Genomic DNA, 17,186 nt, shown 5'->3' with positions numbered 1-17,186 from the left:
GAGGATATTTATCCTGATGTTCCCTTTGAGGAGGCTCCAGCCCAAGATGTTGTGATGCCGTCCTCTCAAGAGATTGCCATAGGGACAGATTTGTTTAATTTGGGCTCTCAGGAACCGCAAGAATTAGATAATTTACGCTTGCCGCCGCATTCAATTGAAGCAGAGCAGTCGGTGTTGGGTGGTTTATTGCTTAATAACTTGGCTAATGAGCAAGTAGGTGATGTCCTCAGTGAGGATGATTTTTATCGTCATCATCATCGAATTATTTGGCGCCATATTCAAAACCTGATTAGTATGGATCGTCCTGCTGATGTCTTGACGGTATATGATGCATTAAAGCTAGAGGGTACCGATAAGGACATAGGCGGCTTAGTTTATCTAAACTCATTAGCTCAAAACACGCCATCGGTTTCTAATATTCGTACCTATGCTGAAATCGTTCGTGAGCGAGCGATTTTGCGCCGCTTGCTTACAGCATCTGATGAAATTGGTACAACAGCGCTCAATCCCCAAGGGCGCTCTGCGCGTGAGATTTTAGATGAGTCTGAGGCCAAGATTTATCGCATTTCTGAAGATAGCAATAAGAAAAATGCTGATTTTGTGGCGATCAGTGATGCGATGCTTGAGGTCATCAATAACCTGACGGAGCTATCACAGCGTGGTAGTGATTCAGAAGTGACCGGTACGCCGACCGGCTTTGTCGATCTGGATGCTAAAACAGCCGGTTTACATGGTGGTGACCTGACGATTGTGGCCGGACGACCGGCCATGGGTAAAACTTCTTTTTCCATGAATATTGTTGAGCACGTGGCTCTGGTTGAAAAAAAACCGGTGCTCGTGTTTTCGATGGAGATGGGGGCTGCACAGCTTGCTCATCGTATGTTGGGTTCTGTCGGCAAAATTGATCAGCAGCGTATGCGCAAGGGGACGCTAAATAATGAGGATTGGGTCAAGGTGACCCGTGCGGTTGATCGTTTGCAGCATGCACAAATTTTTATTGATGAAACTCCGGGTCTTAATCCCATCGACTTGCGTGCGCGTGCACGACGTTTGAGTCGCAAGCATGGCGGCCTAGGTTTAATCGTCGTTGACTATTTACAGTTAATGTCAGGTAGTGGCCTCAGTCGTAGTGATAATCGAGCAAATGAGATTTCAGAGATTAGCCGTTCTCTCAAAGGTTTGGCGCGCGAATTAAACTGCCCGGTGATCGCGCTTTCGCAGCTTAATCGTAGCTTAGAGAATAGACCTAATAAGCGTCCAATCATGTCGGATTTACGTGAATCCGGAGCAATTGAGCAGGATGCTGACGTGATTATTTTCATTTATAGGGATGAGGTCTATAACGAAAACTCCCCTGACAAGGGTGTGGCGGAAATTATTCTCGGTAAGCAGCGTAATGGTCCGATTGGTACGGTGCGACTGACCTTCGTTGGTGAACATACTAAGTTCATGAACTACACTGGAGCTAGTCCTGCTTTTATCGGTGAGTAGCGTTTTACGCGTAGTGTGTAGTACGTAGGAGCGTATTCTCTAATTTTAAAATCATCGTGTCTCTTATATAATGACTATCTTTAATCAGGAGACACCGATGAACCAAAAAGTTGATTTTAAAAATGTAATAAAAATGGCTGGCGCGTTTGCCGCCTATTTAATTGGTGCAGGATTTGCTACGGGACAAGAAATTCTGCAGTTTTTTGCATCTTATGGGATTCAGGGCCTATGGGGTGTCCTTATCATTGCTATTTTATTTGCGATATTTGGTTTTGTCGTGATGGTAAAAGGGCATCAGTTACAGTTAGCATTACCTTCTCAAATTTTTCATTACTACACGGGTCCGGTCCTAGGGCGCTTGATTGAGTTTTTTACCTTAATTTTTGTAGTGGGAATTGTTGTTATCATGATTTCCGGTTCGGGTGCCTTGGTGGAGGAGCACTTTAAGCTGCCTTCAGAAGTTGGTTTTATCGGAATGGGCGTTTTGTGTGCTCTTACAGTTCTGCTAGGCTTAAATCGATTAGTAGATATTATTGGTGCAATTGGGCCAGTGATTGTGGTTTTTACCGTCGTTATTGGAGGGTGGATATTTTTCCGCGACCTTAGTTTGTTAGGTGAACAACCGATTTATGATGTGATGCCGGACAAAGCATATGAAATACGCCCAGCTGCTAATGTTTTTATGTCGGCAATTTTATTTTTTAGTTATAACATTCTTGCTGGCGCTGTATTTTATACTCAGTTGGGTAAAGAGGCGAATTCAGCTAAGGAAGCGGGCATAGCAGGGGTGCTCGGTGGTTTGGCATTAGCGGTGGCTGTACTCTTTATGGTTATCAGTATGTTGAGTAACTATGAGCTGATTATAGGGACTCAGGTGCCGAATCTATTATTGGGCAATACGATTAGTCCAGTAGTTGCTTTTCTCTTTGCAATTGTGATTATGCTGGGGGTTTATTCGACAGCAGCGCCGATGTACTGGTTAGTTAAAAATGAGTTGATGCGTTTTTTACCCAATTCAGTAGACAAGTTGACCACTATAATCTTAGGTGTTTTATTTATGGCGGGCGGTTCATTACCTTTTGGTACACTGATCGGTACGATTTATCCCTTTGCTGGTTATATTGGTATGGCTGTGGTGTTAGCTATTTTGTCTAGAACAGTCTACAACAAAGCCACCATAGGCCATATTTAGTATGAAGCCAATCAGGTAGTATTAGTAAGGGAGTTTAATTCCAGCCAAGTAAGGTCATTACTTGGCTGGAATTGTTAATGATATTTACTTTCTGAAGCGTGCTGGATTGATGACTTCTGGTTTTACGCCTTCATTTTTCAGAGTATCACTGAGCGGCTTGTCTAGAATAAGGCAAGCGACTAGTTCAGATACGCCGGGGGCTGACTGGATGCCATAGCCTCCTTGGCCGGCTAACCAGAAAAAACCTTCAGCCTCAGGGTCTTCACCGATGACTAGATCATTGTCAGGTGCGAAGGTACGTAAACCCGCCCAGGTATGATTAGGGCGTGGAATCTTTAAGGTAGTATTTTCTTCAATGTGATAGATACCGGTAGCAATATCCAGTTCTTCGGCGACTACATCATGTGCTTCGGTCGGATCGGCATTAGCAGGGGAGCCTAAGAGTTGACCAGCATCGGGTTTAAAATAATAGTTTTCCATGATGCCTACGACTAAGACTAGACTGTTCAGATCAACTTCCGCAGGAGCATCAAAGGTAAAGGCACTGCGACGGCATGGGACAAAGCCGATAGCTTTGACTCCACTGCGTTCAGCTACTGTGTCAACCCAAGCACCAGCTGCATTGACTAGTGTATAAGCCTGTATAGTGTCACCTTGATTGGTGCGAATATGCCAGACTCCATCAATGCGTTCAGCGGACTCTAGAGAGGTCGAAGCCCGGAGCTCTGCACCATGGCTACGAGCACCACTTAAAAAACTGAGTAGTAGGGTATGGACATCGATGTCTTCGGCATGCTCTTCATAAATTGCGCCCTCAACTCTTTCGGGGCGCATGAAGGGAACCAGCTGCATGACTTTGTTTTTATCAATGAGTTGGACATTATCTGGTGAGTTGCTTTGCAGTTCGGCGTACAGCTCGTGTAAGCGTTCTTTGTCTTCAGGAGCAGCCACATAAATACAGCCGCGTGGTGTCAGGATGTCTGTGTCTGAGAAGTTAGAGCTAACGGCCTTGTCAAAAAACTGCCGACCAGCTCGAGTCAAGGCCTGTATTTGCTCGGTGCCGTAAGTTTCCATATACATAGCAGCGGAGCGACCGCTTGTGTGGTATGCCGGTTGTGACTCCTGCTCTAAAATCAGAACTGAACGGTGGGGGGCAAGACGATAGGCTGCAGATATACCAGCCATGCCGCCACCGACAATCACTACGTCATAAATTTTATTGTCCATAATCGCTTGATACCGAATAATAGTTAGATGAGGGTTTTAGTTAGGACATCAGGTAATTTATAACACTGAGGCTAGAATTAAGCTGATGAAAGTTTTAATTATAGCGTAGTGCTTATTAGGCTATTTTTAAAGTGTCGAAGAGGCTAAGGTTTTAGCGTACGCATGGAATCGCTTTCCAGTTGGTGGTGTAGGCAGGGGATAGGTAGCGACGTTGCATAGTCCATTGAGTGTCCTGACTTAAACCTTGGCTAGCAAAGCGGATGCTGCCTGGTTGCTGGAGATTTAACCTATCAATAGTTTGCATCAAATAGCGGCCACGAGTATTTTGCACTTCATCATCAAAAAGTTGTGTCTGATAAAGCTGCGCATCATAAAAGTCGCTCAGCATAACACCTGCTTTGTTATAGCGATAGTCGGAACGCCAGATGGTCTTTAATAAGCGTAAAGCTAAGGCATTTAGCTCGCGGGTGTCATTACTTGGCAATAACAAATCACCAGAGGCACTATTGTAGTAGTACTTGTCAGCGGCATTAAAGCGGTGAGTTTGTATAAATACACTCACGTGTTTTGCTTGCTGATTTTGTTGCCGGAGTTTAGTAGCAGCTAGTACTGTGTACTCACTGATTGCTTGCTCCATCTCTCTCAGGGTGGTGATATGTCGACCAAAAGTGCGACTGCTAATAATTTGTTTTTTACTTTGTATACTGTCGAGCTCCAGACAAGATTCACCGTTGAGCTCTCTAATAGTACGCTCCAAAACGACGGAAAACTGTTGGCGAGCATGTTCAGGCTCTAGACGAGACAGATCCCAAGCCGTTTTAATTCCTAGTTGCTTTAATTTTTGTGATAAACGCCTGCCTACTCCCCAAATGTCTTCAACTGGTGTGATTTTTAAGAGGTTTTCACGACGTTGAGACTCTAGTAAAACAACCACCCCTTTACTTGCTGGGTACTTTTTAGAGGCATGGTTTGCCAGTTTAGCTAAGGTTTTAGTTGGTGCAATGCCGACACCTATCTGAATGCCAATCCATTGGTGGACTTGTCTGCGAATCAAATGACCGTAGTGATTAAAATCCTCCATAGTATGCAAGCTTGATAGTCTTGATAGTTCTAAAAAAGCTTCATCAATTGAGTAAATCTCAATGTCTGGTGCTAGTTTGCTCAGAGTGGACATGACTCTTTTGCTGATATCCGCATAGAGTGCGTAGTTTGATGAGAAAAAACTGACTCGATGGCGTTTAATTAAAGGTTTGATTTTAAAAAAAGGTACGGCCATGGGGATGCCGAGTGCCTTAGCTTCCTCAGAGCGTGCAACCACACAGCCGTCATTATTGGAGAGAACGACGACAGGTCGGTGGCGTAAATCAGGTCGAAAGAGTTTTTCGCAACTTGCATAAAAGCTATTGCAATCAATTAAGGCAAAAACAGCTTCTGTTGCTTCATGTTGTTTAACCATGTTTGCGACGTAGATCATGAAAGGCGTAGGTGACGACCCCAAATAACTCCAGTGAGTCTGACTCCCTAAGCATGATGGGTTGATAATCTGGATTGTGAGGAAATAGCCCAGGCCGAGGGTGCAGACGGAGCTCCTTAACGGTGAGCTCACCATATAGTGCGGCGATGACGATATCACCATGAGCAGCAGTTAAAGCACGATTAACTACTAAAATATCACCACTCCGGATGCCAGCGTTTATCATGGAGTCACCCTCACAACGAACGAAGTAGGTGGCTTCAGGGTGTGTAATACAGAGCTCATTAAGATCTAGGCTTTGCTCAATATAATCCTGTGCTGGCGAGGGAAATCCTGCAGGAACATGACTTAAAAATAGAGGAAGATGCTGACTGAGGGTGCTCAGTCGCTCTATGTCTAGGCTCTTTCCAAGTAAGCTTACTTTCATCAAAAATCACTTTTTTAACGATGGATAAATAAATCGTATGCTGTATAAATATACAGCAAAAATAGAAGTTTTGCTGATTATTAGTCATAAGATTGATATAAGACAGGAGTAAACTAAACAGTTGATTGACCTCTGTTTCTGCGCTCAGTTAAGCTGGTTTTAAGAGGTTAATACCTTCTAAGTTATTGTTATGTTGTTATTTTTCTTGGTTTTGATGTTTTTTAGCCTAAGCATCAAAATTTAAATCTACTAAAAAAGGAGTAGATAGTATGGCAATGATGAAAGCAGCAGTATTTATTGAACCAGGTCGTATTGAGTTAGTTGATAAGCCTATCCCTGATGTGGGGCCTAATGACGCCTTGATTCGTATTACAACAACAACTATTTGTGGTACTGATATCCATATCCTAAAGGGTGAGTACCCGGTAGAAAAGGGCTTGACTATCGGGCACGAGCCGGTGGGTATCATTGAGAAGTTAGGCAGTAATGTACGTGGCTATCAAGAAGGGCAGCGAGTGATTGCCGGTGCAATTTGTCCAAGCTTTATTTCTTACCCGTGCCAAGACGGTTTTCCTTCTCAGGATGGTGCTTGGATCAAGGATGACGGTACGTGTTCTTGCCATGGTTACAAGGCAACAGCCGGTTGGCGTTTTGGTAATTGGATTGATGGTACGCAAGCAGAGTATGTTTTAGTACCTGATGCCGAGGCTAATTTAGCGCCGGTTCCTGATAATTTGACCGATGAGCAGGTACTGATGTGCCCGGATATTATGTCCACCGGTTTTGTTGGTGCAGAAAATGCCAATATTAAGATTGGTGATATGGTGGCGGTTTTTGCACAAGGTCCTATAGGTTTATGCGCAACAGCGGGTGCGCGCTTGCGTGGTGCCAGCTTAATTATTGCGATTGATGGTAATAACGAGCGCTTAGCCGTGTCTAAAAAGATGGGAGCTCACGTGACACTCAACTTCAAAGAAGTGGATGTGGTTGATGAAATAATGAAGCTCACCAAGGGGCGCGGTGTCGATTCCAGCATTGAGTGTTTAGGCTTGCAGTCGACTTGGGAGCAGGCTCTGCGTGTGTTGAAACCGGGTGGTACCTTATCCAGCTTGGGTGTTTATTCTGAGGATGTGGTTATTCCGATCAATGTCTTTGCTTCCGGTTTAGGTGATCATACGATCAAAACTGCGCTATGCCCGGGCGGCAAGGAGCGTATGCGTCGTCTTCTTAATGTGATTGAGTCAGGTGCCGTGGATTTAGAGTCATTAGTAACTCATACACGATCATTGGATGATATTGTGGCTGCTTATGATATGTTTATGAATCAAGAGGATGGAGTGCTAAAGATCGCTATTAAGCCTTAACTAATCTTAAGCATGACTCTTAAGCACGACCCATAAAACAAGGCCTGCAGTTTAATTGTCTGCAGGCCTTGCGTGTTTTGTGAAGCAATCTAATCGGTGTCGATTAGAATAAGCTTGGATAGTCGTTTTGTACTAAATGGCGGATGCGGACAGCGTCAGCAAAACGATTGAGTCGATTATCTGCATTGAGCAAAACAACGGCCATTGGGCGTTTGTCGATTTCTGTGTACATCACTAGGTTTTGACCTGATTCACGAATATAACCGGTTTTAGAAATACTGATATCCCAGTCTTGATTGCGAATTAAGCGGTTAGTATTGCGGTATTTTTCTGTCCGACCGTTGCTGGTGATCACACTGTAATCATCACTTGTAGAAAAGCGTTTGATCGTGCTGTCTTTTTCAACTGCTTGAAGCAGGCGGACCAGATCTCTTGGGGTAGACACATTCATTGGCGATAAGCCGGTTGGTTCGACAAAGCGACTGCGCGTCATACCAAGTTGGCGTGCGGTAGCATTCATCTCATTGACAAAGGCAGTCATGCCACCCGGATAGGTACGGCCTAGGGCGTGAGCAGCACGGTTTTCAGATGACATTAAAGATAATAAAAGCATCTCACGACGGGTTAGCGTGGTGCCAACACTCAAACGAGAGCTGGATTTTTTGACGCGATCGATGTCATCTGAGGAAATGGTGATTTTCTCGTCTAGCGGCAATCCCGAGCGGGTAATGACCAAAGCCGATAAGAGTTTACTGATTGACGCAATGGGACGGATGACATCCGCATTTTTTGAGTAAACTACCTGATTATCATCCAGGCTCACGACCAACGCTATTTCCGAGCTAAGAATCGCTCCGCCATTGTCTACTTGGCCAATGATCGGTGCTGTATTGATGCCGGTCGCGTGCTGTGCATGAGCTGCGGAGCTCGCAAAGCCGCAGCAAAGCGCAAGCATCACCGCGCCGAGCTGCTTAAAAGAGGATTTGTGCAAAGTCAACATAATATATTTATTAAAGTGTGTTGTGATATAGGCTCAAGCTATTATACATATAGAGTTACTAAATGTCTTTATTTATTAATGGCTTAGGGCAAACTCTTAAGAGTGTTTGTAGGTCAAGTTTAAATTGCTTAAGTAGTTGATATGTAAGCGTAATTTTTGAGATTGTCGCTTTTGTTGTTTAAAAGCCTAATCGATAACGCTTTTCAATTAACAATCATTTACAAAATAAAGACTAGAAAAAGAAACGTAGAGTAAAAGCCGAAAAAAGGCTAAAATACAGCTGTTGTTTGTAATAAAGCTCCTTAATAGAGTCTGATCTTTTTTAAAGAAGCTTTCTTTTATTTTAATTATCCTTGTATTAGGTAAATCACGTGTCATCATATATGATTGTCCCAGGTGCGATAGCACTGCCAGAATCGACTAAAGCTCGTCTTAAAGAGCAAGTTAAATCCTTAGACTTAGCAATTGATAAGATTTTTACGCGTTTTGAGTATTACGTGTATAGCGAAGAACCATTATCAGATCAGCAGCGAGCAGCTGTGACAGAGTTCTTGACACGTGATGTCAAATTAAAAGACATACAGATTGCAAGGCATGATGTGGAATTACGCATTTTGCCGCGCTTAGGTACTATTTCTCCTTGGGCATCAAAAGCGACAGACCTTGCTCGTAATTGCGGCGTAGAGGGTATTAGTCGTATCGAGCGCGGCATCTATATGGCGCTGACACCGGAGAAGAGTTTCTGGTCGGGGAGCGGTCTCAAGGATGAGCATTTACAGAAGTTTATCAAGCTAGTTCACGATCGTATGAGTCAAACCGTCGTGGTGGGTGATGAGTTCAATCCACAGGCATTGTTCGTGGATTTAGAGCCAAAGCCTTTGCGTACTGTCGCCATTTTAGAAGAAGGGGCTAGTGCCTTAGAAAAGGCTAACGTGGAGTGGAGCTTGGCGTTATCTGACGATGAGGTTGAGTATTTAGTTGATGCGTTTGTCAAATTGCAGCGCAACCCAACCGATGTTGAGCTGACGATGTTTGCGCAGGCTAATAGTGAGCATTGCCGTCATAAAATCTTTAATGCTGCATGGACTGTCGATGGTGAGGCTAAAGACAAAACCTTATTCGGTATGGTGCGTGATACGCACAAACATAACCCCCGCGGTACGGTAGTCGCTTATTCAGATAACGCCGCCATTATGGAAGGTGCCGAGTCGACTCGTTTCTTTGCGCCAAAGCGTGCTGATGGCAGTTTTGTTTATCAAAGCAAAAAGCGTTTGACTCATACTCTAATGAAGGTTGAAACGCACAACCACCCAACGGCAGTGGCGCCTTTCCCAGGAGCCTCTACTGGCGCCGGTGGTGAAATCCGTGACGAGGGCGCGACAGGCCGTGGTGCCAATCCCAAAGCCGGCTTGACAGGTTATACCGTTGCCAATCTTCAGTTGGACAATCTCAAGGAATCGTGGGAGCAGGACTCTCACGGCAAGCCCGGCGGCATTGCCTCTGCTTTGGATATTATGATTCAAGGACCTCAAGGCGGAGCCGAGTTTAATAATGAGTTTGGTCGTGCCAATATTTTAGGTTACCTCCGTACCTATGAGCAGACAGTCGGTGGTCGCCGCTGGGGTTACCAAAAGCCGATTATGATTGCCGGTGGTTTGGGTAATATTGATGCGGAGTTGTGTCTCAAAAAAGAAATTCCCGCTGGTGCGCTATTAATTCAATTAGGTGGTCCGGGTATGCTCATCGGTATGGGCGGCGGTGCTGCGTCCAGTTTGTCTGCCGGTACCAACACTGAGGCATTGGATTTTGATTCAGTGCAGCGTGGTAACCCGGAAATTGAGCGCCGAGCCCAAGAAGTAATTAATACCTGCTGGCAAATGTTTGAAAACAACCCGATCATTGCGATTCATGATGTGGGTGCAGGCGGTCTCTCTAATGCGTTCCCGGAGTTGGTTAATGATGCCAAGCGTGGAGCGATTTTTGATCTCGAGCGCGTACACATCGAAGACAGGGGTATGTCTGCGGCAGAGATTTGGAGTAATGAGTCTCAAGAGCGCTATGTGTTGGCCATTGAGCCTGAGAGTCTAGCACTGTTTGATGATATTGCCCGTCGTGAGCGCTGCCCTTATACGGTGGTTGGCGTGGCGACAGAAGAGCGCGTGTTACGCGTGGTTGAGGGCGAGGGTTTGCCGGGCGAAGAGGGCGCAACGAGTGAGCAGGCAGCAAGTGCACTGCGTCCTGTTGATGTGCCTATTGATGTCATTTTAGGTAAAACACCTAAGATGCACCGCGATGTCCAAAGTGAAGCCGTTGAGGTGGAACCGGTTGATGTAGTCGGCCAAGATCTCAAGGCCTTAGGTCTTTCTGTTATGCGTCATCCTACAGTGGCTAGTAAGTCCTTCTTAATTACCGTAGGCGATCGTAATGTGGGCGGCCTAACAGCGAGAGATCAACTCGTTGGACCATGGCAAGTACCGGTTGCGGATTGTGCTGTCACCTTGGCTGATTTTGAGCATTTCCACGGTGAAGCCATGTCAATGGGTGAGCGTTCACCTTTGGCTATTTTGGACAGTGCAGCGGCCAGCCGCATGGCAATTGCTGAGTCAATTACAAATATTGTTGCCGCTGATATTAAGCATTTAGATGGTATTAAGCTGTCCGCTAACTGGATGGCGGCTTGCGGTACACCGGGCCAAGATGCTGCGCTTTACAAAGCGGTGCAAGCAGCCAGTGAGTTCTGCCAGGCCTTAGATATTTCTATTCCGGTAGGTAAGGATTCCATGTCCATGCGTACTGCGTGGACTGAAAATGGACCGGATGGTGCAGTAGAAAAAGAGGTGACCGCTCCTGTCTCATTAGTTGTGACTGCTTTCTCGCAGGTTGAGGACGTACGCAAGACCCTAACACCACAGCTTGTCACTGATCAAGGTCCAACAGCGTTGATTTTGATTGATTTGGGTGAGGGTAAGCAGCGTTTAGGCGGTTCAGTCCTAACTCATACTCTAGGTCAGTTTGGTGATCAGGTGCCTGATATTGAGGATGCTGAAAAGCTTCGCACCTTCTTTGCTGTGATTCGCAGCTTAGCGGATGAAGGTACTATTTTGGCCTACCATGACCGTTCTGATGGCGGATTATTTGCGACCGTTTCTGAAATGGCTTTTGCCGGTCATACAGGCGTATCGATTAATGTGGATATGCTGACTTTTGATGGCGCTGTACAGGACTGGGGTGACTATAAAATTCGTCCGGAGCAAGTTCAAGTTCAGCGCGATGAGAGCACAATCAAGGCTTTATTTAATGAAGAGTTGGGTGCGGTCATTCAAGTTCGTGCAGAGGATCGTGATGCTGTTTTACAGTTGTTGCGTGAGGTCGGCTTATCGTTATGTAGCCATGCTATTGGTACGTTAAATGACAAAGACACGATTGAAGTATTCCGTGACGGCGCTGTTGTTTTAGAGTACCCACGTGCTGAGTTAGGTGCTGCTTGGAGCGAAGTGGGCTATGAAATTGCCAAGCTGCGTGAGAATCCAATTACTGCCAAAGCTGAGTTTGAGCGTTGGAGCGATACTCAGGATGCTAATCCGGGCCTGAATGCCAAGGTGGATTTTGACCCTCAAGAGGATATTGCCGCTCCTTATTTCAATAAAGGCCGTCCGGCCGTTGCTCTGATTCGTGAGCAGGGATTAAACAGTCAAGTGGAAATGGCTTGGGCACTTAATAAGGCCGGTTTCGCTGTGCATGATGTGCATATGACCGATATCTTAGAGGAACGTATTGATTTAGATGATGTACAAGGCTTAGTTGCTTCCGGTGGCTTTACCTACGGCGATGTGCTTGGTCCGGGTGAGGGTTGGGCAAAAACAATTCGCCATAATCCGAAGCTATTCGATCAGTTCAGTAAGTTCTTTGCGCGTGATGATGTGTTTGCACTTGGGGTATCAAACGGTTGTCAGATGATGACAAGCTTAAGTGATATTATCCCGGGAACAGAGAATTGGCCACGTTTTACTAAAAATAAATCAGCACGTCATGAGGCTCGTTTATTGATGGTAGAGGTGAGTGATTCAAATTCTATCTTCTTTAAGGGAATGGCCGGCACTCGGGCACCTATCGTAGTATCGCACGGTGCGGGTTTTGCTAATTTCTCTCTCCATGGAGATTTGGATAATGTCATTTCTGCCATGCGTTATGCCAGCAATAGCGGTGTGATTACCGAAGCTTATCCGTTTAATCCGAGCGGCAGTATTAATGGTATCGCTGCTGTTACCACAGCCGATGGTCGCTTTACTGCCATGATGCCACATCCTGAGCGCACAGTCCGTCGAGCTATGATGTCTTGGGCTCCTGAGTCTTGGGGATCCAAAGACAGTGGTGGCGATCAAACGCCTTGGATGCGTATGTTTATGAACGCTAGGGTATTTATTGATTAAGTTTTTACACTAATCATTACTTAATAAAAGCTGTCGTATACGGCGGCTTTACAAAGAAAGCCAAACCTTGACATAAATTGTCGGGATTTGGCTTTTTGTTATATTTCATGTGTGGAAAGTAGTATAATTCTCTTTTGCGCCAGGAGAGATTCATGCGTTTACTTCAAAAAGCGTTGACCTTTGATGATGTATTATTGGTTCCAGCGTATTCAAATGTGTTACCACGCGACACGTCTTTAAAAACTCAACTTACTCGTAATATCAGCTTAAATATACCTTTAGTTTCTGCGGCTATGGATACCGTAACAGAAGCGCGTCTTGCGATCGCAATGGCCCAAGAAGGCGGTATTGGTATTATTCACAAAAACATGACTGCCGATGAGCAGGCTATCGAAGTCGCTCGCGTTAAGCGTCACGAGTTTGGTATTGTTATTAATCCTTATACCTTAACTCCGAGCATGACTGTTCGCGATGCCGTTGCTCTTCAAAAAGAGCATGGTATTTCAGGTTTGCCGGTGGTTGAGGGCAAGCAGTTAGTCGGTATCGTGACTAACCGTGATATACGTTTTGAAGAGCGTCTAGACGCTAAGATTAGCGAGGTGATGACACCCAAGGATCGTTTAGTGACGATGTCAGAGGGTGGTAGCCTTGAAGAAGCTCAAAGCTTGATGCACAAGCATCGCTTAGAGCGAGTTTTGATTGTTAATGATAACTTTGAGTTACGTGGTCTTGCCACCGTCAAGGATATTTACAAGAGCACAGAAAACCCACATGCATGTAAGGATGAGTTTGGTCAGTTGCGCGTTGGCGCAGCGGTCGGCGTGGGTGAGGGTACCGAGGAGCGCATTGAGAAATTAGTCGCTGCCGGTGTTGACGTGATCATCATTGATACGGCTCATGGCCACTCACAAGGTGTGATTGAACGTGTACGTTGGGCCAAGGAAAAATATCCTAAGCTTGAGGTGATTGGCGGTAATATCGCAACCGGTGAAGCTGCCTTAGCGTTAGTAGAAGCAGGTGCCGATGGTGTTAAAGTCGGTATCGGTCCGGGTTCTATTTGTACCACTCGTGTTGTTGCCGGTGTTGGTGTACCTCAGGTGACTGCCATTTCTAATGTAGCTAAAGCATTAGAGGGCACAGGTGTTCCTCTTATCGCTGATGGCGGTATTCGTTATTCAGGCGATGTGGCCAAAGCAATTGCTGCCGGTGCCTCTACATGTATGATGGGCGGTATGTTTGCCGGTACTGAAGAAGCACCGGGTGAAGTGATTTTATTTCAGGGTCGCAGCTATAAGTCCTACCGTGGTATGGGTAGCTTAGGCGCCATGGAAAAGGGCTCTGCTGATCGCTATTTCCAAGACCCGTCTAATAACACAGATAAGCTGGTCCCTGAAGGCATTGAGGGGCGTGTAGCTTATAAAGGCAGTGTATTGGCGATTATTTATCAATTAATTGGTGGTGTCCGTGCTTCAATGGGCTATTGTGGTTGTGCATCAATCGAAGAGATGCGCACTAAATCACAGTTTGTTGAAATTACGGCGGCGGGTGTACGCGAGTCACACGTTCATGATGTACAAATTGTTAAGGAAGCACCGAATTATCGGGCTGACTAATCACTAATCCCGTTCTTTTAGAGTTGTAAATCATTATGCATGAAAAGATCCTAATCCTCGACTTCGGTTCACAAGTCACCCAAATGATTGCCCGTCGGGTCCGTGATGTTGGCGTATTTAGTGAGGTTTATCCAGCAGATGTGGATGAAGCTTTTTTACGTGATCAAATCAAAAACAAGGGGGTCAAGGGGATTATCCTCTCGGGAGGTTCTGCCGAGAGCAATATCGAAGCGCCTGATATGGAGATTTCTCCTTTTGTGTTTTTAGCCGGTGTGCCGGTATTGGGCATCGGTTATGGCATGCATACGATGGCTAAGCATTTAGGTGGCGAGGTTGCTATTTCCGGTAATCAGGAATTTGCTCAGGTGCATATTTCAGTAAAGGGTAATAGCCCTTTATTTGCAACGTTGTCTGATAGCAAATCTGCTGAAGGTCATAATCAATTAGATGTCTGTATGAATCATGGTACTCAGGTGACTGAGTTACCTGCCGGTTTCATGAGAATTGGCTTTTCTAAGCATTGTGAAATCGCCGCTATGTCGGATGAGGTTCGTCTTTTTTACGGTGTCCAGTTCCATCCTGAAGTGAGCAACACGAAGCAGGGCAAAGCGCTATTAGGTCGCTTTGTGCTTGATATTTGTGATTGTGCCGGTGATTGGAATATGGCGGATTATGCTGATGAAATGGTTGAGCGTATCCGTGAGGAAGTCGGTGATGACCAGGTTATCCTTGCCTTATCCGGTGGTGTAGACTCTTCAGTTGCCGCTGTGCTGATTCACCGTGCCATTGGCTCTCAATTGACTTGTGTCTTTGTTGACCATGGCCTGTTACGCCTCTTTGAGGCTAAGCAGGTGATGGATGTGATGCACGAGAATTTAGGTCTTAATATCATCCATGTTAATGCGACGGAGCAGTTTATGGGGCATCTTGAGGGTGTCACCGATCCGGAGCAGAAGCGTAAGATCATTGGCCGTGAATTCATCGAGATTTTCCAAGAAGAAGCAGCCAAACTTTCTAATGCAAAATGGTTAGCCCAAGGCACGATCTACCCCGATGTCATTGAATCCGCTGCCAATAAAAATGGCGTGGCGGTTAAATCGCACCATAATGTAGGCGGTTTACCTGACAGCTTGAGTATGCAACTTTTGGAGCCTTTACGTGATTTATTCAAAGATGAAGTGCGTAAGTTAGGCGTGGCTCTTGGTCTGCCCGAAAAGATGGTGTATCGACACCCATTCCCCGGCCCCGGTCTGGGCGTGCGAATCTTAGGGACGGTCAATCAGGATTACGCTGATATTTTACGCCGTGCGGATGCAATTTTTATTGATGAGTTGCGTAATACGATTGATGCAGAAACCGGTAAGAGCTGGTATGACCTAACAGCGCAGGCTTTTGCCGTCTTCTTGCCGGTTAAGTCGGTCGGTGTTAAAGAAGGCGCTCGCGTATACGAATATGTGGTCTCTTTGCGTGCGGTTCAGACCAATGACTTTATGAGTGCAAGATGGGCACCTTTGCCTTATGACTTGTTGGCTCATGTCTCAAATCGCATCATCACCGAAGTCGCCGGTATTAGCCGTGTTGTTTACGATATTTCGGGTAAACCACCGTCTACCATTGAGTGGGAATAGTAAGCAGTGAGGGACAGGGCGCTCATTCGGTGCGCTGTCCTTATTTGAATTAAGATGTTGACATTCTCAACGAGTTAAAAAATGAATTCTAAGCAAAAGATTTATTCAGGTAAAACTAAAGATTTATACGCTTTGCCGAGCGGTAATGTACTCCTTGTATTTAAAGACGACGTCACAGGTACTGACGGTGTTGTCGACCCGGGCGCTAATACAGTGATTGGTCAGGTTGAAGGCAAAGGTCGTAAGTCGCTTGCCATGACGGATTATTTTTTCCAACGCCTGCATGCAGCCAATATTCCTACCCATCTTGTGGCCTTAGATCTTGATGCTGCTACGATGGAAGTTCGTCGTGCTGAACCTCTTGGTAAGGATATCGACGGAGTGGGTGGATTGGAGTTTGTTTGTCGTACTCGTCCTTGGGGCAGCTTTATGCGCCGTTATCAGCGCTATATAGAAAATCCTGAGCGCTCACTTGATCACCTTGTTGAAATTACAATCAAAGATGATGAGCGCGGTGACCCACTAATTAACGATGACACGATTGTTGCTCTAGATCTTGTCAGTTCAGCTCATCTTGAGCAGGCTAAGGATATCACTCGACGAGTATGCCAGCTGGTTGAGAAAGACCTAAAGGATAAAGAGCTTATCCTGATCGATATGAAAATCGAGCTTGGTTTAGTTGATGGTCAAGTCGTAGTTATAGACGAAGTGTCAGCCGATGCGATGCGCGTCATGGACAAAGACGGTGAGGTCTTAGATCACGAGGCATTCTATAAAAAGCTGATTGGCTAAAGCATATAAAGTCATTGAGTATCAGTCGTCATTGATATTTGAGCTTTGTTAATCTATAAGTATAAAACTCGCCGTCGTGCGAGTTTTATTGCATTTGGGTTATTGCTTGTTAGCTATGTGCGCCACCTCCATTTTTAAAAATGGTGATGTCTGAAGAATTTCTTCGTCCTTATGCAGAGCCATTAACCAGATCATAAAGATCCCCGCGTATATCTGCCGCTGTGATGGTTCCATTAGCAATCGGTTGAGTCAGATCACCCACGCATTGGATCGTTGTGTCGCGGTAATCTACAAATATGCTACCTTTGGCCATTAATGTATCGTCAGCTTCGTGCATGTCAGGCGTGTAGCTTCCAGTCAGATCAATGTGAGTGCCGGACTGCACCGGTAATCCTCCCACAAAACCATAGCAATTAGAAGTAGAATGTAATGACCCAGTAAAAACCTGCTCAGGTCTTAATTTGATATTATGGAGAAAATTTGACCATGAGTACAGAGATGAAGTCAGAGAATCGTCGTTGGACAGCCAAGCGTAAAAGTGCGTTAGT

General features: G+C 45.5%; 11 protein-coding genes and 1 pseudogene. 7 read left to right on the top strand and 5 right to left on the bottom strand.

Going from position 1 to position 17,186, the window contains the following annotated elements:
- Nucleotides 1–54: 54 nt before the first annotated feature.
- Both dnaB and B092_RS0100745 read left to right on the top strand, forming a co-directional pair.
- Nucleotides 55–1,491 (top strand): replicative DNA helicase, encoded by a 1,437-nt coding sequence (gene dnaB / locus B092_RS0100750; RefSeq protein ID WP_040607962.1) that lies wholly within the window; start codon nucleotides 55–57, stop codon nucleotides 1,489–1,491.
- A gap of 97 nt (nucleotides 1,492–1,588) precedes the next feature.
- On the top strand, nucleotides 1,589–2,683 hold the full coding sequence (locus tag B092_RS0100745) for a YkvI family membrane protein (RefSeq protein ID WP_018573331.1): 1,095 nt from the start codon (nucleotides 1,589–1,591) through the stop codon (nucleotides 2,681–2,683).
- A gap of 84 nt (nucleotides 2,684–2,767) precedes the next feature.
- Here B092_RS0100745 and B092_RS0100740 read toward each other — a convergent pair whose 3' ends face one another.
- The 3 genes from B092_RS0100740 to umuD all read right to left on the bottom strand — a co-directional run bounded on the left by B092_RS0100740 (nucleotide 2,768) and on the right by umuD (nucleotide 5,811).
- The gene (locus B092_RS0100740) at nucleotides 2,768–3,910 is read right to left on the bottom strand and encodes an NAD(P)/FAD-dependent oxidoreductase (protein ID WP_018573330.1); all 1,143 of its coding nucleotides are present in this window, start codon (nucleotides 3,908–3,910) and stop codon (nucleotides 2,768–2,770) included.
- Nucleotides 3,911–4,061: 151 nt separating this feature from the next.
- Entirely contained in the window at nucleotides 4,062–5,366 is a 1,305-nt protein-coding gene (gene umuC / locus B092_RS0100735; protein ID WP_026253505.1) for a translesion error-prone DNA polymerase V subunit UmuC, read from the bottom strand.
- Nucleotides 5,359–5,811: a translesion error-prone DNA polymerase V autoproteolytic subunit gene (gene umuD / locus B092_RS0100730; protein ID WP_018573328.1), complete on the bottom strand. Its 453-nt coding sequence runs from the start codon at nucleotides 5,809–5,811 to the stop codon at nucleotides 5,359–5,361. Before umuD ends, umuC begins: the two co-directional genes overlap by 8 nt.
- 269 nt (nucleotides 5,812–6,080) lie before the next feature.
- Here umuD and B092_RS0100725 point away from each other — a divergent pair, with 269 nt between their 5' ends.
- Nucleotides 6,081–7,175 (top strand): NAD(P)-dependent alcohol dehydrogenase, encoded by a 1,095-nt coding sequence (locus B092_RS0100725; protein ID WP_018573327.1) that lies wholly within the window; start codon nucleotides 6,081–6,083, stop codon nucleotides 7,173–7,175.
- A gap of 103 nt (nucleotides 7,176–7,278) precedes the next feature.
- Here the strand turns inward: B092_RS0100725 and B092_RS0100720 are convergent, their stop codons facing one another.
- Entirely contained in the window at nucleotides 7,279–8,175 is an 897-nt protein-coding gene (locus B092_RS0100720) for a serine hydrolase (protein ID WP_018573326.1), read from the bottom strand.
- Between the two features lie 371 nt (nucleotides 8,176–8,546).
- On the opposite strand from B092_RS0100720, the gene purL reads away from it, so the two are divergent.
- The 4 genes from purL to B092_RS0100700 all read left to right on the top strand — a co-directional run bounded on the left by purL (nucleotide 8,547) and on the right by B092_RS0100700 (nucleotide 16,638).
- Complete coding sequence (gene purL, locus B092_RS0100715) at nucleotides 8,547–12,605, top strand: phosphoribosylformylglycinamidine synthase (protein WP_026253503.1); 4,059 nt, start codon at nucleotides 8,547–8,549, stop codon at nucleotides 12,603–12,605.
- 152 nt (nucleotides 12,606–12,757) lie between these two features.
- Nucleotides 12,758–14,218 (top strand): IMP dehydrogenase, encoded by a 1,461-nt coding sequence (guaB, locus tag B092_RS0100710; protein WP_018573324.1) that lies wholly within the window; start codon nucleotides 12,758–12,760, stop codon nucleotides 14,216–14,218.
- 35 nt (nucleotides 14,219–14,253) lie between these two features.
- On the top strand, nucleotides 14,254–15,846 hold the full coding sequence (guaA, locus tag B092_RS0100705) for a glutamine-hydrolyzing GMP synthase (RefSeq protein ID WP_018573323.1): 1,593 nt from the start codon (nucleotides 14,254–14,256) through the stop codon (nucleotides 15,844–15,846).
- Nucleotides 15,847–15,927: 81 nt separating this feature from the next.
- Nucleotides 15,928–16,638: a phosphoribosylaminoimidazolesuccinocarboxamide synthase gene (locus B092_RS0100700; protein ID WP_018573322.1), complete on the top strand. Its 711-nt coding sequence runs from the start codon at nucleotides 15,928–15,930 to the stop codon at nucleotides 16,636–16,638.
- A gap of 169 nt (nucleotides 16,639–16,807) precedes the next feature.
- Here B092_RS0100700 and B092_RS15685 read toward each other — a convergent pair.
- Nucleotides 16,808–17,186: pseudogene (locus B092_RS15685) on the bottom strand (hypothetical protein); the annotation flags it as partial.

This window comes from Oligella ureolytica DSM 18253, from assembly GCF_000373745.1.
In the GTDB taxonomy this organism is placed as follows: domain Bacteria; phylum Pseudomonadota; class Gammaproteobacteria; order Burkholderiales; family Burkholderiaceae_B; genus Oligella; species Oligella ureolytica.
Note: the sequence above shows the minus strand (reverse complement) of the source record. Positions and strands in the feature narration are given on the sequence as shown.